Source organism: Pseudomonas sp. CH61 (assembly GCF_059429415.1).
Genome location: NZ_CM182098.1, coordinates 5995029 through 6015637, shown reverse-complemented (window position 1 = coordinate 6015637; position 20609 = coordinate 5995029). Strand labels below are relative to the sequence as shown.

Annotated in this window: 16 protein-coding genes; 7 read left to right on the top strand and 9 right to left on the bottom strand. The window is 59.1% G+C overall.

Going from position 1 to position 20609, the window contains the following annotated elements; genetic code table 11:
* Positions 1-105: 105 nt before the first annotated feature.
* A complete protein-coding gene (locus AC5SEM_RS27075; RefSeq protein WP_495471657.1) occupies positions 106-1449 on the bottom strand; it encodes an aryl-sulfate sulfotransferase in 1344 nt (447 codons plus the stop codon).
* Between the two features lie 23 nt (positions 1450-1472).
* Positions 1473-3833, bottom strand: a complete 2361-nt coding sequence (locus tag AC5SEM_RS27070) for a TonB-dependent receptor (RefSeq protein ID WP_212620630.1) — start codon at positions 3831-3833, stop codon at positions 1473-1475.
* Between the two features lie 165 nt (positions 3834-3998).
* Between AC5SEM_RS27070 and AC5SEM_RS27065 the strand changes: the two genes are divergently transcribed.
* Both AC5SEM_RS27065 and AC5SEM_RS27060 read left to right on the top strand, forming a co-directional pair.
* Complete coding sequence (locus AC5SEM_RS27065; RefSeq protein WP_116029333.1) at positions 3999-4943, top strand: LysR family transcriptional regulator; 945 nt, start codon at positions 3999-4001, stop codon at positions 4941-4943.
* A gap of 190 nt (positions 4944-5133) precedes the next feature.
* Positions 5134-6750, top strand: coding sequence for an alkaline phosphatase family protein (locus AC5SEM_RS27060; protein ID WP_495471656.1), 1617 nt, complete (start codon positions 5134-5136; stop codon positions 6748-6750).
* Between the two features lie 203 nt (positions 6751-6953).
* Here AC5SEM_RS27060 and AC5SEM_RS27055 read toward each other — a convergent pair whose 3' ends face one another.
* Complete coding sequence (locus AC5SEM_RS27055) at positions 6954-7862, bottom strand: TauD/TfdA dioxygenase family protein (protein ID WP_495471655.1); 909 nt, start codon at positions 7860-7862, stop codon at positions 6954-6956.
* A gap of 181 nt (positions 7863-8043) precedes the next feature.
* On the opposite strand from AC5SEM_RS27055, the gene AC5SEM_RS27050 reads away from it, so the two are divergent.
* Complete coding sequence (locus tag AC5SEM_RS27050; protein ID WP_064117472.1) at positions 8044-8964, top strand: LysR family transcriptional regulator; 921 nt, start codon at positions 8044-8046, stop codon at positions 8962-8964.
* A 122-nt stretch (positions 8965-9086) separates the two neighbouring features.
* Here the strand turns inward: AC5SEM_RS27050 and AC5SEM_RS27045 are convergent, their stop codons facing one another.
* Positions 9087-10100, bottom strand: a complete 1014-nt coding sequence (locus AC5SEM_RS27045; protein ID WP_495471654.1) for an ABC transporter substrate-binding protein — start codon at positions 10098-10100, stop codon at positions 9087-9089.
* Positions 10101-10491: 391 nt separating this feature from the next.
* On the opposite strand from AC5SEM_RS27045, the gene AC5SEM_RS27040 reads away from it, so the two are divergent.
* From AC5SEM_RS27040 to AC5SEM_RS27030, 3 genes are read left to right on the top strand one after another with little or no spacing between them, the layout of a single operon-like run.
* On the top strand, positions 10492-12090 hold the full coding sequence (locus AC5SEM_RS27040) for an ABC transporter permease (RefSeq protein WP_495471653.1): 1599 nt from the start codon (positions 10492-10494) through the stop codon (positions 12088-12090).
* Positions 12087-12902 (top strand): ABC transporter ATP-binding protein, encoded by an 816-nt coding sequence (locus tag AC5SEM_RS27035; RefSeq protein WP_150750241.1) that lies wholly within the window; start codon positions 12087-12089, stop codon positions 12900-12902. Before AC5SEM_RS27040 ends, AC5SEM_RS27035 begins: the two co-directional genes overlap by 4 nt.
* Positions 12903-12916: 14 nt before the next feature.
* Complete coding sequence (locus AC5SEM_RS27030; protein ID WP_495471652.1) at positions 12917-14527, top strand: arylsulfatase; 1611 nt, start codon at positions 12917-12919, stop codon at positions 14525-14527.
* A gap of 203 nt (positions 14528-14730) precedes the next feature.
* On the opposite strand, the gene AC5SEM_RS27025 is transcribed toward AC5SEM_RS27030, so the two are convergent.
* Positions 14731-15801 (bottom strand): fatty acid desaturase, encoded by a 1071-nt coding sequence (locus AC5SEM_RS27025; protein ID WP_495471651.1) that lies wholly within the window; start codon positions 15799-15801, stop codon positions 14731-14733.
* Between the two features lie 100 nt (positions 15802-15901).
* Between AC5SEM_RS27025 and AC5SEM_RS27020 the strand changes: the two genes are divergently transcribed.
* On the top strand, positions 15902-16906 hold the full coding sequence (locus tag AC5SEM_RS27020; protein WP_495471650.1) for an AraC family transcriptional regulator: 1005 nt from the start codon (positions 15902-15904) through the stop codon (positions 16904-16906).
* Positions 16907-16909: 3 nt separating this feature from the next.
* Here AC5SEM_RS27020 and AC5SEM_RS27015 read toward each other — a convergent pair whose 3' ends face one another.
* The 4 genes from AC5SEM_RS27015 to AC5SEM_RS27000 all read right to left on the bottom strand — a co-directional run bounded on the left by AC5SEM_RS27015 (position 16910) and on the right by AC5SEM_RS27000 (position 20543).
* Positions 16910-18133, bottom strand: coding sequence for a type II toxin-antitoxin system HipA family toxin (locus AC5SEM_RS27015; protein WP_495471649.1), 1224 nt, complete (start codon positions 18131-18133; stop codon positions 16910-16912).
* Positions 18126-18374, bottom strand: coding sequence for a helix-turn-helix domain-containing protein (locus AC5SEM_RS27010; protein ID WP_007917667.1), 249 nt, complete (start codon positions 18372-18374; stop codon positions 18126-18128). Before AC5SEM_RS27010 ends, AC5SEM_RS27015 begins: the two co-directional genes overlap by 8 nt.
* A gap of 110 nt (positions 18375-18484) precedes the next feature.
* Entirely contained in the window at positions 18485-19873 is a 1389-nt protein-coding gene (locus AC5SEM_RS27005; RefSeq protein WP_495471648.1) for a heavy metal sensor histidine kinase, read from the bottom strand.
* Positions 19863-20543, bottom strand: coding sequence for a heavy metal response regulator transcription factor (locus tag AC5SEM_RS27000; protein WP_137218296.1), 681 nt, complete (start codon positions 20541-20543; stop codon positions 19863-19865). Before AC5SEM_RS27000 ends, AC5SEM_RS27005 begins: the two co-directional genes overlap by 11 nt.
* Between the last annotated feature and the right edge of the window lie 66 nt (positions 20544-20609).

The following is a 20609-nucleotide window of genomic DNA, read 5'->3' as shown; positions in this document are numbered from 1 at the left end:
GACATTCAATTATTGTCCACGCGAGTTACTAACCAAATTGCAATAAGCACTGTTCAACTCGCTCATAACTTATCGCCGTTCGTTCGAGCATTAATTCCAATTTAACTAACGACTGGCATTGGTTTGCTGCACACCGACAACCGGAGCATTAACCGCCGTCTCGGAGCGTGGTGTGTCCGTTGGCACCCAGTCATAACTCACAGGCAGCGCCCGATACACCCAGTTGCTGATCGCGTCGCTGCCCGGCGCCTTGCCGAGATAGGGGCTGACGTATTCCCAGACGTTTTCACCGCTGGCCGTCACTTGGAAAAACCGTCCATTCATGCCTTCGTCGATCAGCGTGTTGCCGTTGGGCAAGCGCCGCGCACTGCTGATAAACGAACTGTAGAACGCCCAGCCCGGCTGCTTCGAATTTGCCGCGCTGTACTGCCAGACGATTTCGTTTTTCACCGGGTCGATTTCCAATACCCGCGAACCGGAAATCAGTCCAAGGGTGACGTTCGGATAACCCGCCGATCCCTGGTTATCGAACACCAGTACGTTGCCGGCTCCAGGCAATCCGGCCGGAATGATGTGCGCATCATGCTGACCGACAAACTGATCCACCGAACGCGGCAATTTCTGCGCGGTTTTCGGGTTGATCAGCGGCAAATTCGGACCCAGACGCCAGACTACTTTGCCGCTGTTCTTGTCGATGATCGCGATGAAGTTGGCGTTGCGTGAATCGATCAGCAGATTGTCCGGATTGAAGCGCTTGTCACCGGCATCGAACCACTTGTTCGGCCCTACCAGGCTGAGGTTGTTGATGTGCAGGTAGTCCGGATTCTCACTGGCACGGACCAGCTTCAACTGCTCGGCGGTGAAGCCGAACTCATTCAGATGCTCCGAGGCCAACCACTGCCATTTCACCGCGCCGTCGGGGCTGACTTCATAGATCGCATCGTCGATCACCTCGGGCACTTTGAAGCCTTTGACCGTGTGCACCTTGTTCGCCAGCACCACGGTGTTGCCGTTGCTCAAACGGCGCTGATCATGGTGCTGTTGCGCGGCGCCACCGGGCGCCTTGTCGCCCCACTGCCAGACGACTTTGCCGCTCCAGTCCAGCTCGCCGACGCTCTGATTGCCCAGACCGTTGCCGGCCGAACCGAGTTTTCCGGGATCCTTGTCACTCAGTTGCAGCAACACATGCCCGCGCTCGCCGCCGACCAGTTTTGGATCGATGATCGCTGACGGGAAACCTGCCTGTGGCCAGGTTTTCACCTCGTTGCCGTTCATGTCGATCAAGTGCGTCTGTTTGTCGGCGCCGCTGAAAATCACGTACTGGTTGAACGCCTTGTTCGGGTCGTAACGGGTGACACCCGTCGGGTAAACACTCGGTGCGGCGAAGGCGCCGGCACTGAGCACTGCGCCGGACAGCAACACCGGCAAAGCGGTTTTGATACGCAACATGATGCAGCTCCTTGAGTGACGAATCAGAAGTCGTAGCGACCGGTGACGCCCAACGTGCGCGGCGTGCCGAGCAAGCCTTCATAGCCGCCATTGCCGCCCGTCCACAGGGTTGTGTAATAGGTTTTGTCGAAAGCGTTTTTCAGCCACAGCGACACGTCCCACTGGCCCTGGTTGAAGTCACCGCGCAGGCCGGTGGAGAAGTTGACCACGGCGTAACTCGGGATCTGGCCGTAGTCGGAATCCTCGACCGTACCGACGGCTTTGGAGCGGAACGCATAGCTGGCGGTGACGTAAGGTTCGAAGCCGTTATCCAGATTCCATTTGTATTCGCCGTTGGCGTTGCCGATCCATTTCGAGGCGCCGACCACTTGATGGCCGCTAAGGTCGCAAGACGCTGGAGCACCCGGCGCCTGACTGACTTCCGGCGGGCACGGGGCATCTTTGTACGAGAGGTAACTGACGTCGTTGTAGGAGCCGTTGATGTTCAGAGTCAGGCCGCGCAACGGGATCACCGTGCTCTCGAACTCGACGCCGCGCGAACGCACGGAGCCGGCATTGGTCAGGTATTGCACGCGGTTTTCCGCGTCGTAGGCGTTGGTCTGGTAAGCGTTGACCTGCGTCCAGAACACGTTGGCATTGAGTTGCAGACGGTGATCCCACAGCGTGCTCTTGAAGCCGAGTTCGGCGTTGTTCGCGCGTTCAGTGCCGATCAGTAGCGAATCGGCGCCGGCCACCGGCGCAGAACCGACGGCGAGGTTAACCCCGCCGGATTTCTCGCCGTGGGATAACGTGGCGTAGCCGAGCACATCGTCGGTGATCCGGTAGCTGAGATTGAGCAGCCCAGAGGGACTGGAGCTGTACTGATTCAAATCGCCGGAATCGTAAGCGCCGGCACGACCACGTCGTGCGGTGGCCGCCGCGCCTGTTACAGCAGCGCCACCAATCGGCGCATCCCTCGTGACCCAAGCGGATTTTTCTTCATAAGTGCCACGCACCCCGGCGGTGAAATCCAGCCGCTCGCTGAGGTGCCATGTGCCTTGGGCGAACAGCGCAAAACTGTCGGTCTTGATATGGCCGTTGCCAATGCTGGTGACGTTGGCCAGCGCACCGCGCGCGGTGCCATTCCAGATATCGGCTTGCGGGCCGTAATAAGCGAAGGATTTATTGTCCAGATCCGAACCGAAGTAGTAGGCGCCGACGACGTAATCGAAGAACTCGCCCTTGGGCGAGGCCAGGCGAAATTCCTGCGAGTACTGTTTGTCCTCCACCGACACCCCGGCGTTGTAGCTCGCCGGCACGTTGAGGCCGTCGTCGTTGCGCGGAGTGAAATTCCAGAAGCGATAGGAGCTGATCGAGGTCAGCGTGAAATCGCTCGGAAGCGTCCAGTTAGCCTCCACCGAGGTGCCACCCTGATGCACGGTGACATGCTGGTCGTTGTCCAAATTGACCTTGCGGTGCGAACCGTTGACCAACGTTGCCCCGGCCGCGTTGGCGCGCGACTGGTACAGGTTGACGCCGTTGATGGTCGGCCCGGTGTTGTAGAGCACACGGGTGCCCGCGCTGGAATCCTCTTCGTTGTAGTCGCCGATCCAGCGCAGGTTGAAATCTTCGTTGGGCTTGAACAGCAGTTGCGCGCGGAAGCCCTCGCGCGAGCCGCCATTCAAATCATGGCCGTCGTATTCGTTTTTGATGTCGCCGTCGCTACGGGTGCGGTAGGCCGAAAAACGCCCGGCCAGTTGATCGTTGAGCGGCCCGGAAATCGTGCCCTTGGTCTGGAAATAACCGTCCTCGCCGACCGAGGTTTCTATGCTGCGTTCAGGGGTGAAGCTTGGCGCGCGGGTGCTGATGTTGATCACCCCAGCGGTGGTGTTTTTGCCGAACAGCGTGCCCTGCGGACCACGCAAGACTTCGAGCTGTTCGATGTCCATCAAGTCAAACACCGCCATCCCCGGACGGCCCAGATAAACGTTATCGATGTACAAGCCAACGCTGCCTTCCAGGCCATCGCTGGCCGGGTTATTACCGAGGCCGCGGATCGACACGCTGGACTGGCGTGCGTGCATGTAGGCGACGTTGACGCTGGGCACCAATTGCTGCAAATCCTGAATTCGGTAGACCCGTTGCGTCTCCAGATTCTGCCCGCTGACCACGCTCATTGGCGTTGGTACATCTTGCGAACTTTCCTCGCGGCGGCGGGTGGTGACGGTCACGGTTTCCAGTTGCGAACTGTTGGCGGCAGGCTTGCCGGCCGGCACCGGTGCCGGGGTTTCAGAATCGGCGGCGTAGCCGTGAGTCCAGCTCGCGCTCCCTGCCAGCAACAGGGCTAGAGGCAGACGTTTGAGCCGTCGTGGCGTTAGGGGTGACGCAAGGTTCAACGGACTCATGGCGCGGCTCCTGGTCAAAAAACACACAGACATCTTCAGTGCTGCATATTCTTTTAAGTTATTTATTTATGGATTTACAAATATTTACTGCATAAGAGATTGCCTTTATAAGGAGTCGACCTAATGCATATCCAATGCATTTCCCGGATATTTTTTATGTGAAAAATGCATATCGACTTGCGTCAACTTCGTCACTTCATCGCCTTGGCTGAACAACGCAGCTTCGTCGCCGGCGCGCAGGCGGTGAACCTGTCGCAGTCAGCGTTCAGCCGTAGCATTCAGGCGCTGGAACACAGCGTCGGCTGTCAGTTGGTTGATCGCGGGCGCAAGGAATTACCGCCGACCAAACAGGGCCAGGTGCTGCTCGAGCACGCGCGGCGACTGGTCAGTGGCGCGCAGCAGATGGCCAACGAGATCAGTCAGTTCAATGGGCTTGAGGCTGGGGAATTACGCTTCGGTTGTGGGCCAGCGCCGGCAGCGGGTTTGATTCCTCGGGCGATTGGCAGCTTCATCGGCCGCTATCCGAAAGCGCGGGTGCAGTTTCAGGTCGATGACTGGCAGAGTCTGAGCAAGCGGTTACTCAGCGAAGAGTTTGAATTTTTTGTCGCGGACACTCGGCACTTCGAGGCAGATCCGGATTACCTGACCCACCGGTTGCGACCGCGCAAGTGGCATTTCTGCTGCCGTGCCGGCCACCCTTTGGCCGGGTTTGAGCGGGTCACGGCCGAGCAATTGATGAGCTATCCGCTGGCGGTGAGTATTCGTCCGCCGAACCTGCGCAAGGTCATTGTCGACCTCAGTGGGCGGCCGGATTTCACGCCGAATGTGGAGTGTGAAAACAGCTCCAGTTTGCTCAGTGTGGTGCTGCGTTCAGATGCGATCGGGATTGTCGGGGCATATTCCGATGCGCTGCATCAAGCGAAGGGTGAGTTGGTGTGTTTGCGCATTGAAGGGTTGGCGGATGATCTTGAGGAGTTGTACACGCGTTATGGGATTGTCAGCCGCGCGGGGTATCGGTTGTCGCCGTTGGCGGAGGCGATGATTGAGCAGATCAAGGCGATTGATGCGGTGGATGAGGAGGTGTGTTCGCTGGATAGACTTGCCGTCTGATCGACCGCTATCGCGAGCAGGCTCACTCCTACATTTGAAATGCATTCCCCTGTAGGAGTGAGCCTGCTCGCGATAGCGCCAGTACAGCCACCCATGCATTTCCTGCATAAAACCCATTCCCCAAATGCACTTGCCGAACACCCCCACTGAAAGCGAAAAACCTCGCCTGTCCCACTGACCGGTGAACCCCATGCCCACCCCGCCAAACCCCGTGCGCAACGTGCTGTACATCATGTGCGATCAACTGCGCCGCGATTACCTGTCCTGCTACGGCCATCCGCATCTGCATACACCCAACATCGATCGACTCGCTGCCGCCGGCGTACGTTTCAGCCACGCCTACACCCAAGGCACGATCTGCGGCCCGTCGCGGATGTCGGCTTACACCGGACGCTATGTCAGCAGCCATCAAGTCGCGTGGAACGCCGTGCCGTTGCCGCTGGAAGAACTGACCATCGGCGACTATCTGCGCCCGCACGGCATTCGTACCGCGCTGGTCGGCAAGACCCACGCCACGGCGAATGTCGATGCCTTGCAACGCCTGGCGATCAATCCCGAAAGCGAACAGGCCGAAATCCTCAACGAAGTCGGCTTCGAACCGTACATGCGCCATGACGGCATCTATCCCGACGACCCGCTGTTCGATGACAAACGCGAATCCGCGCCCTATACCCATTACCTGCGTGAACACGGCTTCGACGGCAAAAACCCCTGGCACGACTGGGCCAACGCCGCCGAAGGCGCCAATGGTGAAATCCTCAGCGGCTGGCAAATGCGTCATGCGAATTTGCCAGCACGAATTCCCGAGCAGCACTCAGAGACTGTCTACACTACAAATCGAGCCATCGACTTCATCACCGAGCAAGGCGAGAAATCGTGGTGTTTACACCTTTCCTATATCAAACCGCACTGGCCCTACATCGTACCAGCGCCGTACCACGCCTTGTACAGTACGAAATCGATTCTCGAAGCGGTCCGCGCGACGCCCTCCGAAGCCAGCAAACACCCCGTATACACTGCCTTTCGCCAGCATGAGGAAAGCCTCAACTTTTCCCGCGATTCAGTACGATTGACTGTAATCCCTACGTATATGGGTCTGATCAAGCAGGTGGATGATCAACTCGGGCGGCTGTTCGATTTTCTGCAGAGCAACGGTCGCTGGGATGACACGTTGATCGTGTTCACCAGCGATCACGGTGACTTTCTCGGTGATCACTGGCTTGGCGAGAAGGAGTTTTTGCTGGAGCAGGCGGTGGGGGTGCCGTTGATCGTGCGCGACCCTCGGGCGGCGGCGGATGTCACCCGAGGAACCGTCGATGATCGACTGGCGGAAACCATTGATGCGTTGCCGACGTTTCTTCAGGCATTGGGATTGCCGGGGGCAGAGCATCGGCTTGAAGGGCGTTCGTTGATCCCGCTTCTGCACGGTGAAAATCCGGACTGGCGCCGCTATGCGATCAGCGAATACGACTACGCCTTCCAAGCGCCGGCACGTGAGCGTCTGGGCCAGCCGATCGACCGTTGCCGCATGACCATGGTGCGTAGCGAGCGCTGGAAATACCTGGCTTACGACGGTTTTCGACCGCAGTTGTTTGATCTGCTGAATGATCCGCAGGAGCTGCGTGATCTGGGGGATGACCCGGCGTATGCGGCGGTGCGCGAGGAGCATTCGGGGTATTTGTTTGAGTGGGTGCGCGGGTTGAAGCGACGGACGACGATCAGTCATCAGGAGATTGATTTGCGTGGGCAACGGTTTCGTTATGGAGAGCCGGAGTCCGAGAAGGTTGTTCAGATTGGTGTTTGGTAGCTTTAAGAGCCCCTCACCCTCACCCTAACCCTCTCCCGGAGGGAGAGGGGACTGAATGGGGGATATTTCAGAGGTACACCGACCTGATCGTGCTTCACCGAATCCATGATCGATAAGGTGGTTCAGGTCGATGCATCCCGAAAGACAACTCGGTCGGCTCCCTCTCCCTCTGGGAGAGGGCTGGGGTGAGGGGCTCTTGATCTTCAATCGCGACCTTTGATGGTCTGGCTACGCTGCCCAGAAGCCCCAACCGGCACTTCCCCCTTCAACGTCACCCGACGCACCACCCGATCCTGAGTGCCGTAATCATCAATCGCATAATGCTGCGTCGAACGGTTATCCCAGATCGCCACATCACCGGCCTTCCAGCGCCAGCGCACGGTGTTTTCCTGGCGGATCACATGACTCTGCAACAGCCCGAACAGGTGCGCCGAATCCGCCTGCGAATAACCCTTGATACGTTTGACGAAATGCCCGAGCAGCAAGCTCTTTTCGCCGCTGATCGGGTGCACGCGGACTACCGGGTGCTCTGTCTCGTAAACGGTGGAGGTGAAGACCTTGCGATAGCGCTCCAGCTTCTCTGCCGAGACGTCCGGTTTCGCGCTGGCATAGTCGTATTCGTTGCTGTGCACTGCGACCAGTTTGTCGGCCAGTTCACGCAGCTCGGTCGGCAAGCCGTTGTACGCCGTCGCGGTGTTCGCCCACAGGGTGTCGCCGCCGAAGGCCGGGGCCACCACCGAGCGCAGGATCGAGGCTTTCGGGTAGGCGTCGACGAAGGTCACGTCGGTGTGCCAAGAGTTGGCGCGCTGACCTTCAGCGCCGTCCAGCTCGAGCAGATAACGCGTGCCTTCACGCGACGGCACGGTCGGGTGCGCCACGGGTTCGCCGAGCAGATGGGCGAAGGCTTCCTGCCGCTGATCATCCAGCTGGGTCTGCTCACGGAAGAACACGACTTTGTACTGAACCAGCGCCTGTTGAATCGCTTCGATCGTGGCGGTGTCCAGCTCACCGGACAAATGCACGCCACGAATCTCGGCGCCGATACGACCGGCCACCGGATGAATTTCCAGCGCGTGGACAGCGGGTTTTACTGCGAGTGCGGCATTGCTCATGGGTAGGCCCTCATCGACTGCTTACGGTTGGACGGCAGCGAAACAACGCTCTATCTATATTCCATTTACATCTAATAGATATTCACATGCTTCGTTGACGGAATAAGAGCTTGCATTTAAAACCTCTAACAACCCTCGTCGCAAATGCCTTCGAGCTATTTTTAGGATGCCGGAAAAGCATATGGATCTTCGCCAGTTGCGTTACTTCATCGCCCTTAACGAACACCGCAGTTTTGTCCGTGCGGCGGACGCGATGGGCATCACTCAACCGGCGTTCAGCCGCAGTATTCAGGGGCTCGAGCAGGAGTTCGGCTGCGTGCTGGTGGATCGCGGCAACAAAGATTTGCGCCCCACGCCTGAGGGCCAGGTGGTGCTGCAACATGCCCTGAGCCTGGTACAAGGCGCGGCGCTGCTCAGTGCTGAAGTGACGCAGATGACCAAGCTCGACGCCGGCGAGGTGCACTTCGGTTGCGGCCCGGCGCCAGCGGTGAAACTGGTGCCGGATGCGGTGGCGCAATTCATCAACGCGCACCCGAAAGTGCGCACCTGTTTTCAGGTGGATAACTGGGAAAAACTCAGCCGCGCATTGAGCCGTGAAGAGATCGAATTCTTCATCGCCGACATCCGTCATTTCGAGTCTGATCCGAACTTCCAGACCCAGGCGCTGACACCCAAGCGCGGGGTATTTTTCTGCCGGCCCGGGCATCCGTTGCTGGCCAAGGAAAGCCTGTCGACCAACGACATGTTCGACTACCCGTTGGCGACCACGCTGATCCCGCCGGGGATTCGCAAATTATTGGCGAACCTCAGTGGGCGCATCGATTTTTCCCCGACCATCGAGACAGAGCATTTTCCGGCACTGGTGAAAGTGGTGCTGCAATCGAATGCGATTGGCGTCGGTACGGAAGAGGCGTTTGTCGAGGACATTGCCAAGGGTTCGCTGGTGTTGCTGCACTGGCGCAATTTGCCGCAGAACCTGGAGAGCATGAATGCGCGCTGCGGGATTGTCAGTCGCACCGGGTTTCGCCTGTCGCCGGCGGCGCGGGCGCTGATCGAGACGTTGGTGGCGGTGGATCGGCAGGAAGTCAGTGTCGCTGTTTAGGGCCCTTTCGCGAGCAGGCTCGCTCCCACAGTGGTTCAGTGGCGAATGCAGAATCTGTGTTCACCTAAGAACCCTGTGGGAGCGAGCCTGCTCGCGAAGAGGCCAGAGCAGGCGCTAAAGATTCAGAGTTTGGCCGCTGCCAGTTCAGGCGCCACCCAATCATTGACCTTGAACGGCTTGCGAATCAGCTTCTGCTGCGCCGCCAGATCAACTTTGTCCTGCAAGCTGCCAAGGAACACCGGATCCAGCGTCGACGGGAACACCTCGCTCAATTTCTGATCCTTCAGATCCTCGGTGAGGATCACCGGCGGATAACTCGCCAGCCCCGAGACCAATTGCACGTAGGCAGCCTTGTTGCTGTCCTGGGTCAGCCACTCGACCGCCTGCTGCTGCGCCTTGAGCAATTTCGCCACCGCCTCCGGGTGCGCATCGACAAACTTGCCCGTGCCGACCAATACCGACTGCACGCTGCCTGCGCCACCGAGATCCTTGGTGTTCAGCGGCAACTCGGCCAGCCCTTTGGTCTGTAGCGCCGCCAATCCGGAACTGCCCCACGATGCATCGATCTGCTTCGCTGCCAGCGCAGCGGTCGCGCCGGTGAAGTCGAGGTTGATGACTTTCAGATCCTTCTCGCTCAAGCCTTGGCTGGCCAGTGCCGCATCAAACGACAACTGTGTTGCAGTGCCCCTGAAGATCGCCACGCGCTTGCCTTTCAAATCCTGCAGGGTCTTGATGCCCGAACCCGGCACCACGCCCAGATACTGCTTCACCCCACGCGCAGTGGCACTGAGCAAGCGGGTGTCGAGGCCATTGGACTTGCCGATGATTGCCGCCAGATCGCCCAGATACGCCAAATCAACCTGACCATTGGCAAATGCCTCGTTGATGACCGGCCCGGCACCTTTGAAGAAACTCCACTGAATCTTGATGCCCTGATCGGCAAAGGCCTTTTCGAAAATCTGCTGATCGCGCAACACATCAACCACGCCCCCACCGCTGTGCTGAGTGCCGGCGCTCAGGTCGGGCACGGCGATTCTGATTTCCTTGAGTTCATCAGCGTGAGCGGTGAACGCCAGCAGGCCCGCCAGTGCAGGAACGGCAAACAGACTGAAAACACGTTTGAAGGGGAGGTTCATGGGTGCAGCTCCTTGATCACGACGGGCGTTGAGGAGCCGAAAGTAGGCCGAATGCACACCTACGCTTAAATACTATAAATGCACATTTTTATAGCTTTTAACGCTAAGCAAGCATTAACGGGGCTTGCAGCGGCGTATGCATTAACAGCATCGAAAATATTCTTCGAATGCATTGGATGCGTGTGGTCTGGAAGCCTTAAATGGCGCTGCTTATCTCTAAAAACAACTTATTACAGATTGCTTATAACCATTAGCCCTTAGTTAATATCGCAAGAGATCGCAGCCTTCGGCAGCTCCTACAGGGGTCAATTCAAGGACGCATTCCCCCCGTAGGAGCTGCCGAAGGCTGCGATCTTTTGATCTTGAGCCAACCCGACAACGGAGGTCACCCATGGCCCGCCAATCCTTGCTCAGTCTCCCACTCCCCGCGCCGCCGCTGAAAAGCCGCCGTACCTGGCCCAGCCTGAACCAACGTCTGTTGCCGTGGCTGCTGCCCCTGAGCCTGTTCGCCCTGTGGTGGCTGGCCGCACGCAATGAGTGGATGAGCGAACAGATCCTGCCCGCACCGTCGCTGGTGTGGAGCAGCGCTGTCGAGTTGTCGCAAGGCGAGTTGTGGAGCCATTTGTGGATCAGCCTGCAACGCTTGTTCTGGGGTTTGCTCGCAGGGATTTCAGCGGGCGCGGTACTGGGTGCTGCGCTGGGTTTTAGCCGACGTCTCGAACGCCTGATCTTCCCGACCTTCGCCGGCCTGTCGCAAATACCGACGCTGGCGTGGATTCCCTTGTTCATGGTGTTTTTCGGCATCGGCGAAGTGCTGAAACTGGTGGTGCTGATCAAAGCGGTGGTGGTGCCGGTGACCCTGCACACACTGGTCGGCGTACGCGACGCTCAACCGAAATTGCGTGAAGCCGCCGCGGTTCTGCGTCTGCCGCCGCACTTGCTGGTGCGTCGCCTGGTCTTGCCCGCCGCCCTCCCCGCGTTCATGGCTGGCGTGCGTCTGGCACTGGCCGCCGGATGGACTTCGTTGCTGGCGGTCGAACTGTTGGCCTCCAGTGAAGGCATCGGTTACCTGATGGTCTGGGCGCGGCAGTTGTTCATGCTCGACATCGTGTTCGTGTGCATCGTGGTGATCGGTTTGATTGGTGTGGCGATGGATCGCGGCATCGGCCTGCTGGACAAGAAACTGGTGCACTGGCCGCATCCGGCCACCGCCGAAATTCGTCGCGGCCCGCGCTATGCAGGCTGGCAGCGTCTGCAACCGTGGCTGCTGCCGCTGGGCTTGTTGGCGCTGTGGCAATTGGCAAACGAACTGCAGTGGGTCGATGCCAACATTCTGGTCAGCCCGTTGGCCGTTTTGAGCACGGCATGGGACGGTCTGCTTGATGGCACGTTGATCAGCGGCATGGCGCTCAGCCTCAGTCGCACCCTCGGCGGTTTGCTGTTGGGCGGCGGACTCGGTTTCGCCCTCGGCTTGCTGCTGGGCTTGTCGCGCACCAGCGAACGCCTGCTCGGTCCGACCCTCGCCGCCCTCCGCCAGATCGCCATTTTCGCCTGGGTGCCGCTGCTTACCGCGTGGTTCGGTCTGGGCGAACTGGCGAAGTGGGTGTTCGTCGCCCTCGCCGCGTTCTTTCCGCTGTTTATTGCCACGCAACGCAGCGTCGCCAACCTCTCGCCACAACTCAACGAAGCCGCTCAAGTCCTGCGCCTCAGCCTCGGGCAGCGCTTGCGTCGGCTGGTGCTGCCGGGCGCCGCGCCGGGGATTTTTGCAGGGCTCAGGCTGAGCCTGATCTACGCCTGGCTCGGCACCATCGGTGCTGAATATTTCATGCCGTCCAACGGCGGCATCGGCAGCCAGATGATCGGCGCACAACAGTTGTTGCGCATGGATCTGATCATGGCCGGCATGCTTTTCGTCGGTCTCACCGGCGCCCTGCTCAACCTCATTGGCCAACGCCTGGAAATTCGCGCGACCCGCTGGAGACACGCATGAACGCACCGATTGTCAGCTTTAAACATGTAGGCAAATCCTTCGATGTCGACGGTTTCGAACTGGAGGCAATTCGCGAATTCAACCTCGATATCGCCGAGGGCGAATTCGTCGCCATTGTCGGCTCCAGCGGTTGCGGCAAATCTACCTTGCTACGTTTGCTGGTCGGCCTCGACACGCAGTTTCGCGGGCAGATCACTGTGGATGGCAAAGCCGTCAGCGGCATTGGCGGCGAGCGCGGCATCGTCTTTCAGGAGCACCGTTTGTTTCCGTGGCTGACCGTCGCGGACAACATCGGCCTGGGCCTGGTCAACGAGCCGCTGAGCGCGGCGCAGAAGCAACAGCGGATCAACGACTTCATCGAGCTGGTCGGCCTGCGCGACTTCACCCGCGCTTATCCGCACCAACTCTCCGGTGGCATGGCCCAGCGTGTGGCTATTGCTCGCGGCCTGGTTGCCAGTCCAAGAATTCTGCTGCTCGACGAACCGTTCGGCGCGCTTGATGCGCTGACCCGCCAGCAAATGCAGGACGAACTGCTGGCGATTCGCGACCGCGCAAAAATCACCACGATCCTCGTCACCCATGACGTCGAAGAAGCGATCTTCCTCGCCGATCGCGTGGTGGTGATGGAGCCGCGCCCGGGGCGGATCAAGCAAGTGGTCGACATCGCCCTGCCGCACCCGCGCCAGCGCAGCAGTTTCGACTTCCATCAGTTGCGTGAAGAGCTGCTGCACGAGCTGACCAGTGACGACCATTACCAACCGAGCGTACCGGTACAGATCCGCGATCTGCCGCTGACGTTCATTGCCTGCTGAACAGGAGTTTTGCGATGCCGCAACGTCCCAATTTTCTGGTGATTCTGGCCGACGATCTAGGCTTCTCCGACATCGGCGCGTTCGGCGGCGAAATCGCCACGCCGCATCTCGACGCCTTGGCCAACAACGGCCTGCGCCTCACCGATTTTCATACCGCACCGACCTGCTCGCCGACCCGCTCGATGTTGCTCACCGGCACCGATCACCACATCGCCGGCATCGGCACCATGGCCGAAACGCTGACGCCGGAACTGATCGGTAAACCGGGTTATGAGGGCTACCTCAACGACCGCGTGGTGGCGCTGCCGGAGTTGCTGCGCGAGGCCGGTTATCAAACGTTGATGAGCGGCAAATGGCACCTCGGTTTGAAGGCTGAACTGGCGCCCCATGCGCGGGGTTTCGAGCGCTCGTTTTCGCTGCTGCCGGGCGCGGCCAACCACTACGGTTTCGAGCCGACCTACGACGAGCAAACCCCCGGCCTGCTGAAATCCACTCCGGCGCTGTACATCGAGGACGATACTTTCCTTGATGAGTTGCCGAAGGACTTTTATTCCTCCGATGCCTTTGGCGACAAGTTGCTGCAGTACCTCAAGGAACGTGACCAGACCCGGCCGTTCTTCGCCTATTTGCCGTTCTCCGCGCCGCACTGGCCGTTGCAGGCGCCTGCCGAGATCGTTGAGAAATACCGTGGGCGCTATGACGCAGGCCCCGAGGTGCTGCGCTTGGAGCGACTGGAAAAACTCAAAGCCCTCGGCCTGATTGAGCCAGACGTCGAGCCGCATCCTTTGATTCAGTTGACCCAGCAGTGGGACGCATTGAGCGAGGAACAAAAACAGATTTCCGCGCGGGCCATGGAGGTCTACGCGGCAATGGTCGAGCGCATGGACTGGAACATTGGCCGGGTTGTCGATTATCTGCGCCAGCAGGGGCAGCTCGACAACACGTTCATCCTGTTCATGTCCGACAACGGTGCCGAAGGTGCGCTGCTTGAAGCGTTCCCCAAATTCGGCCCGGAACTGGTGACGTACCTCAGCCAGCATTACGACAACAGCCTCGACAACATTGGCCGGGCCAATTCTTACGTCTGGTACGGGCCGAACTGGGCGCAAGTGGCGACCGCGCCATCGCGGTTGTTCAAGGCGTTTACCACTGAAGGCGGGATTCGCGTGCCGGCGCTGTTGCACTATCCGCAGTTGGCGATCAAAGGGCAGATCAGCCATGGTTTCGGCACGGTGATGGATATCACGCCAACCATTCTCGATCTGGCGGGCGTGCGTCATCCAGGCAAGCTCTGGCACGGCAAACCGGTGGCGCCGTTGCGTGGCAAATCGTGGTTGGGATTCTTGTCCGGCGAGACTGCGCAGGTGCATGACGAGCACACGGTGACGGGTTGGGAATTGTTTGGCCGAAGGGCGATTCGGCAGGGGTCGTGGAAGGCCGTGTGGATCCCCGGGCCGGTCGGGCCGGCGACCTGGCAGCTGTATGATTTGAGCAGTGATCCGGGGGAGATTCATGATCTGGCGGTGAGTCGGCCGGACAAGCTCAGCGCGTTGATCGGGCATTGGCAGCAGTATGTCGAGGAGACCGGGGTGATTCTCAGTGAGTCGCCGTTTCAGCCGGATTGATACAGAATCAAGAGCCCCTCACCCTAACCCTCTCCCGGAGGGAGAGGGGACTGACCGAGGTGTCTTTCGTCAAACATCGACCTGAAAAATCGGGTCGATTATGGATTCAAAGAAAAACATTCAGGTCGGCGTAGTTCCCCAATATCCCCCGATTGATCAGTCCCCTCTCCCTCCGGGAGAGGGCTAGGGTGAGGGGCAGCTTGTCAGGCCTCAACCGCCTCACCAGACACCGCAACTTCATCCCGACGAACAAACCGGTTCGCCCGCCCAAACGTCCCAAAATCATTAAACCGCACCCCCATCTCACGCATCACCTTATGCGCCACCGGCACCGTCATCTGGCGAATGTAAAACGGCTCCTTCACGACAAAATGATGGATCCCGTGACTGCTGCCAAAGTTGAAGCAGAACGCCTGCAACGGCCACAACCACCAAGGGTTCAATACCTGACACTGCTGCAGCACATTACCCAACTCGACATCGCCGTAGTAATGCATGTTCGAGCTGATGAAGTGCAGGCAAAACGTGCGCAACACGTTCGGGCCGATAATCACCACAGCGGCGATATCGATCACCTGCATCACCGACAACGTTGTCGCTGACCATTCGATCGGCGAGCCCAGCAGATAGCCGATGCCATTGGCCGCGTGAAAACCGAGAAACACATACCACGCGCCCCAATGCACCAGCGCCAGCGGTGCATAGACTTTGAAAACCCGTTTCAGAATGCTCCACTTGTGCGCCCAGGTCGGCGCCCGCAGCAAGCGGATGAAGGCCGACATCATGTTGTCGCCGACCATCAGCAAGCGCGCAAAACCCCACGGCTCGCCGTTGGTGATCGCGCGTTCTTCCATGTCGGTTTCAGTGCCGGAGACCTTGTGGTGATTGAGGTGCAGATGGCGACGAATCCATGGATTGATCGTGCTCGGCCGCGCCAGCCAGACCAGGGCCATCATCAAATTGTGCGGCACACGCTGCTTGCGGAAATACATGCTGTGGATCAGGTCGTGCTCAAGCTCATGGGTCAGCGAAGCAAAAAACGCGTTGAGCAACAGGCACGCCCACCACGCCATGTGGCCGGTGATGTACAGCGCCGCCGAGCCGATCATCCCGATCAGCGCAAAGGCCAGAATCCCCGCCCCCAGCGCATCCTGATGCTTGAGAATCGGGTAGCGCTCGCGCAGTTCGATGCCTTTGGCCAGCACCACTTGGCGAATATGCGCTGATCGCTGGGCCGCATTGTGTCGCTGGGGACTTGCAGAAGTACCGTCCATGCTTCCATCCTCGGGTTTATGATGTTCGCATCGTGCCTCGCCAAGGCTTCAATTGCGGTAGCCGAGAACGCCAACCTGTTGACCGGAAGCGCCAATCAGCATGAAGGAACCGACCTCCCTCGCCAGCTGGACCCGTGCCTTGCGCAAACAACTCGATGCGCTGGGGCTGGACAGCATTGCCTTGTGCCAACAGGCCGGGCTCGATCCGAATTTGATGGACGACCCCAACGCGCGCTATCCGCTGTCCGGCACCACGCGCCTGTGGGAAATCGCCGTGCAGGTCAGCGGCGACCCGGCGCTTGGTCTGCGCGTGTCGCGCTTTGTCAGTCCTACCACGTTCCATGCCCTCGGGTATGCGCTAGTGGCCAGCGGCAGTTTGCGCGAGGTGTTCGAACGTATCGTGCGCTATCACCCGGTGGTCAGCGATGCGCTGGAGCTGGAGCTGAACCGCAGCGATGATCGCTATCAATTCCGTCTGAAAATTCCGTCAGGCAATCCGGCGCCAGCCTTCGAAGCCATCGATGCGTTTACCGCGATCTACGTGCGCACCTGCCGTAATCGTCTTGGTCGCGATTATGCGCCGCTGGCCGTTTACCTGCGCCGCCCGGAGCCGAGCGATGCGCACCAATGGCACAAAGTCTTCCGCGCTCCGGTGCATTTTGGTTGTGCGGAGGATCGCCTGGAATTCGCCCTCGCCGACTTCGACAGCCACCTCGACGACGCCAACCCGGAACTCGCCGAACACAACGAGGCCGTGCTCAAACGCACCATGGCTCAGCTCCAGCCGCTGACCTGGGAGCGCAAGGTGCGCGATGCCATTGAAGAACAACTGCCGGAAGGTGAGCCGAGTGCAGAGCGCATTGCTCAGGCCTTGCACCTGAGTTTGCGCAGCCTGCAAAGGCACTTGGCGGATGAGGGTTGTCGATTTGATACGTTGCTGAATGAGAGCCGCGAAAATCTGGCGCTGCTGCACCTGCGCGATCCGCAGTGTTCGTTGAGTGAGGTGAGTTATTTGCTGGGCTTTGCTGATACCAGCAGTTTCAGCCGCGCGTTCAAGCGCTGGACCGGGATGACGCCGGGGCAGTTTCGCGATGGGTTGCGCTGATTGTCAGCTTTTAATCAGGCTGCGCGCCATACCAGACAACCATTGTTCGATCATCGCAGCACCCATCTCAGCGAACGCTGGATGACCTGCGCTGTACCCGGCCATTTCGTCCATCGTTACCTGCATGCCATTAGCGACTTGCTGCAGTAATTCATTGCAACGCGCTTCGGTCAGATTGCAGGCAGTTCGACCGAAGCGCACCAGCATTTTGTGCTTTGGCCAAGCCTTCGAACCACCCAACAGCAACGCCATACTGTCGTTCTTTATGTAGACCGAAGTGGTGATGATGTCGTATGCGGGGGCGAGCCTGATTACTGATTCCTCGCCGCAGTTTTCGTAAAGCACGCCAAAATTTTTTAGATGCGCGTCGCCGTTTTTCAGGCCTGCGGACAAAGCCACTATTTTGAAAAATGCTTCCAGCGCCTGATTGAGCAGCGCGGGTGACACAAATGCTTTGATCTGCCGGGCCGCACCTTCGTAAGAGCCGTCGTATTTGGCCTTCGATGACCAACCATTGAGTACGCAGAAGTCCTCGAAACCGAGGTAGCCCGTAGGGCTCAAGTCAAAGCGCTCGATTACCAGAAACTTGCCATGTTCGCTCAGTTCAAACTGCGGAACCTCAAGCCCGCTGTGTTGCGCAGCACGCATGCAAAAGTATTCGTTGGTCGCCAAATGCGGATATTCATCGGCGCGAAAAGCTTTAACCAGGTGAGTGGACCCGCGATGAGTCAGGCGATCAATCGCGGCCGCGCTGTCACGCACCAGCACTTTGGGTTGCACACCGGACACACCGGAATACTGACCATAGGTTTGCAACAGTTCCTCGAACAGGTCTTGTGCACCATCGTGCACCAGCAGATCGGCCAGAGACGTTTCGGGCGGCCGATCCGTCATCGATGCGCTGGCAATGGATAACCGACCGAGCTGATAGGGGCCGACAATAGCCAGCAACGCAAAATCATCGAAGCCGCGAACCGCCTTACTGAAGCGCCGAACCAGCTCATCACGTAGCGCACCTTCCGGCAGATTCATCTCGAAAACCGGATGGATACCATGCTGCCAACCATAACTTTCCAGGCGGGACGGCATTGTCAGCGACACGGCATTTTCAGCACTGGCTTCCTCGCGGTAATTGAAGACGCTGTCGACTCGATCTTGCCCGCGCGCCAACGTCCCTACCGCTTGCCCGCCGACACAGACGTTTAATCGATCCGACGACTCAGTCATGGAAGTTAACCTTTTGCAGCGTATCGAGTGTCGGTCGACGAGACTGACGTGGAACCGCCGTCAGCTCATAGCCAAACCCGTTGAGGATCGCTTCGACTTTACGCAGGCCGATTTCCGAAATAGTGTTGTTTTCGATCCCCGAAATCGTCGCGCGGCTCATTCCGTATTGCTGAGCCAGTGCCTGCTGAGTCATTTTGTTCGCCTTGCGCAGGGCTTTGATCAATTCACCAAGCTGTTCCATGTTATTTCCTGCATCAAATACGGTGCAAATTCAGATATTTGCTTAATTTGCATCGCATTTGATGCAGTCAGTGAGCAAGATTAGCCTAATTCCGAGTGAGCAAGTAGTAATCACCTGTTCACACCAAAACCCAGCTCAAAAATGGTGCCATCAGCATCACTGCTCACCCGCACCTGTCCCCCATGCAGTTGCGTGATCGACTGCACGATAGCCAACCCCAAGCCACCGGAATCCCCCGGCGCCGCCCGTGAAGGATCGACACGGTAGAAACGGTCGAACAGTTTGCCCAGATGCTCGGGTGCAATCGCCGACCCGTGGTTGTGCACCTGCAACCAGCACCAACCCGACTCGTCGCGGCGGCGCAAGCTGATCACGGTTCCGGAGTCAGCGTGGCGCACGGCATTCGCCAATAAATTCCCGAGCGCCCGTTGCAGCAATTGCTGATCGGCAAGCAGTTCGCCATGCAGTTGATTGTCCAGCCGCAGATCGCGGTCATCGGCCAAGGCTTCAAAGTAATCACACAGTTCACTACCAACGCTGTGCAAAACCAGTGTTTGCAGATTGAGCGCTCGCTCAGCCTGCTCGGCACGGGCGAGGAACATCAGGTTTTCCGCCATGCGCTTGAGCCGTTCGAACTCTTCCATGTTAGAGGCCAGGACTTCCTGATACTCCTCGGTACTGCGCGGATGATTCAGCGCTTGGCCGTTGCTCGCCAACAGCGTGTGCAGCGGCGTACGAATCTCGTGGGCGAGGTCAGCGGAGAACTGCGACAGGCGCTGCACGCTGTCGTCCAGCCGCGCTAGCATGCCGTTGAGCGCCTGCACCGGTTCAAGCAGTTCTGCCGGCGTGCCGTTGGCGGGCAGGCGTTGATCGAGGCTACGCAGATCGATGCCGCGTACCGCTTCGCTTAACTGACGTAGCGGTTGCAGGCCCCGTCGTAGCAGCAGTAAACCCAAAGCAAAAGCGAGCAAAGCGCCGAGTCCAACCGACAGATATAAGCGCAAGCGATAGCTACCGAGCATCTGCTCGCGCTCGCCCAACACCTTGCCGGCGATGACGGTCAGCGGCTCGCCGTTCGGCCCCTGCGCTTCGCCGGACAACAGTGCCAGCTCGGCACCGTCCGGCGCTTGCCACGTCAGCACATCGGGACGCTGTGGCGTTTGCTCGCGAGGGATCGCGTTCAGCGCGGGCAAAGCGCGTTGCCGTGGATTGATCGCGATCACGCTCGCCCCATCTGCACGCCGCACCAGCAACAGGCTGTCGAGATTGCCGAGCATGTTCTGATACAAACGTGGTCGAGCCTGCAAAGCCCCCAGGCTGTCGCTGTCGGCGAGCAAGGCGCGCACTTGCTCCAGTCGACCGAGCAACGCGAGGTCGTCGCGGTAGGCGATTTCCGAGGCCAGCGAGCGATAGAGAAACACACCAATCGCACTCAACACCAAAGCGCAGACCAATGCGAACGCCAGCGCCAGGCGCCAGGCGATCGACCTAGAGCGCATCTTCAGGGGCTTCCAGCTGATAACCGACGCCGCGCACGGTGTGGATCAGTTTCGGCATGTACGGGTCATCGACTTTCGCGCGCAAACGGCGCACCGCGACTTCGACCATGTTGGTGTCGCTGTCGAAATTCAGGTTCCACACCTGCGAGGCGATCAGCGTGCGCGACAGCACTTCGCCCTGGCGACTGGCGAGCAATTGCAGCAGGGCGAACTCCTTGTTGGTCAGGGCAATGCGCTGGCCACCGCGACTGACGCGGCGGCGCAGTACGTCGATTTCCAGATCGGCGATGGTGTACGACTCGGCTTCGCGCATCGGCCCGCGCCGCAACAACGTGCGTACCCGCGCGAGCAGTTCGGCGAAGGCGAAGGGTTTGAGCAAGTAATCGTCGGCGCCCAGTTCGAGCCCACGCACGCGGTCTTCAATGGCGTCCTTGGCAGTCAGGAACAGCACCGGCGTGGCGCCGCGCTGGCGGATCAGCTGCAGCAATTGCCAGCCATTGAGCCCGGGGAGCATCACGTCGAGGATGATCAGGTCGTATGCCTGCTGCTCGATAAAGTAACGGCCATCGAGGCCATTGAGCGCCACGTCCACGGCGAAACCCGACTCGCCCAGGCCTTTGGCGAGGAAATTCGCGGTTTTGGCTTCATCTTCTACGACCAGCAAACGCATGGCACACCTCGATTATTCAGACACACAGGCTAGGCGCCTTCGGCGGCGTTGCCCATTACAAACTTG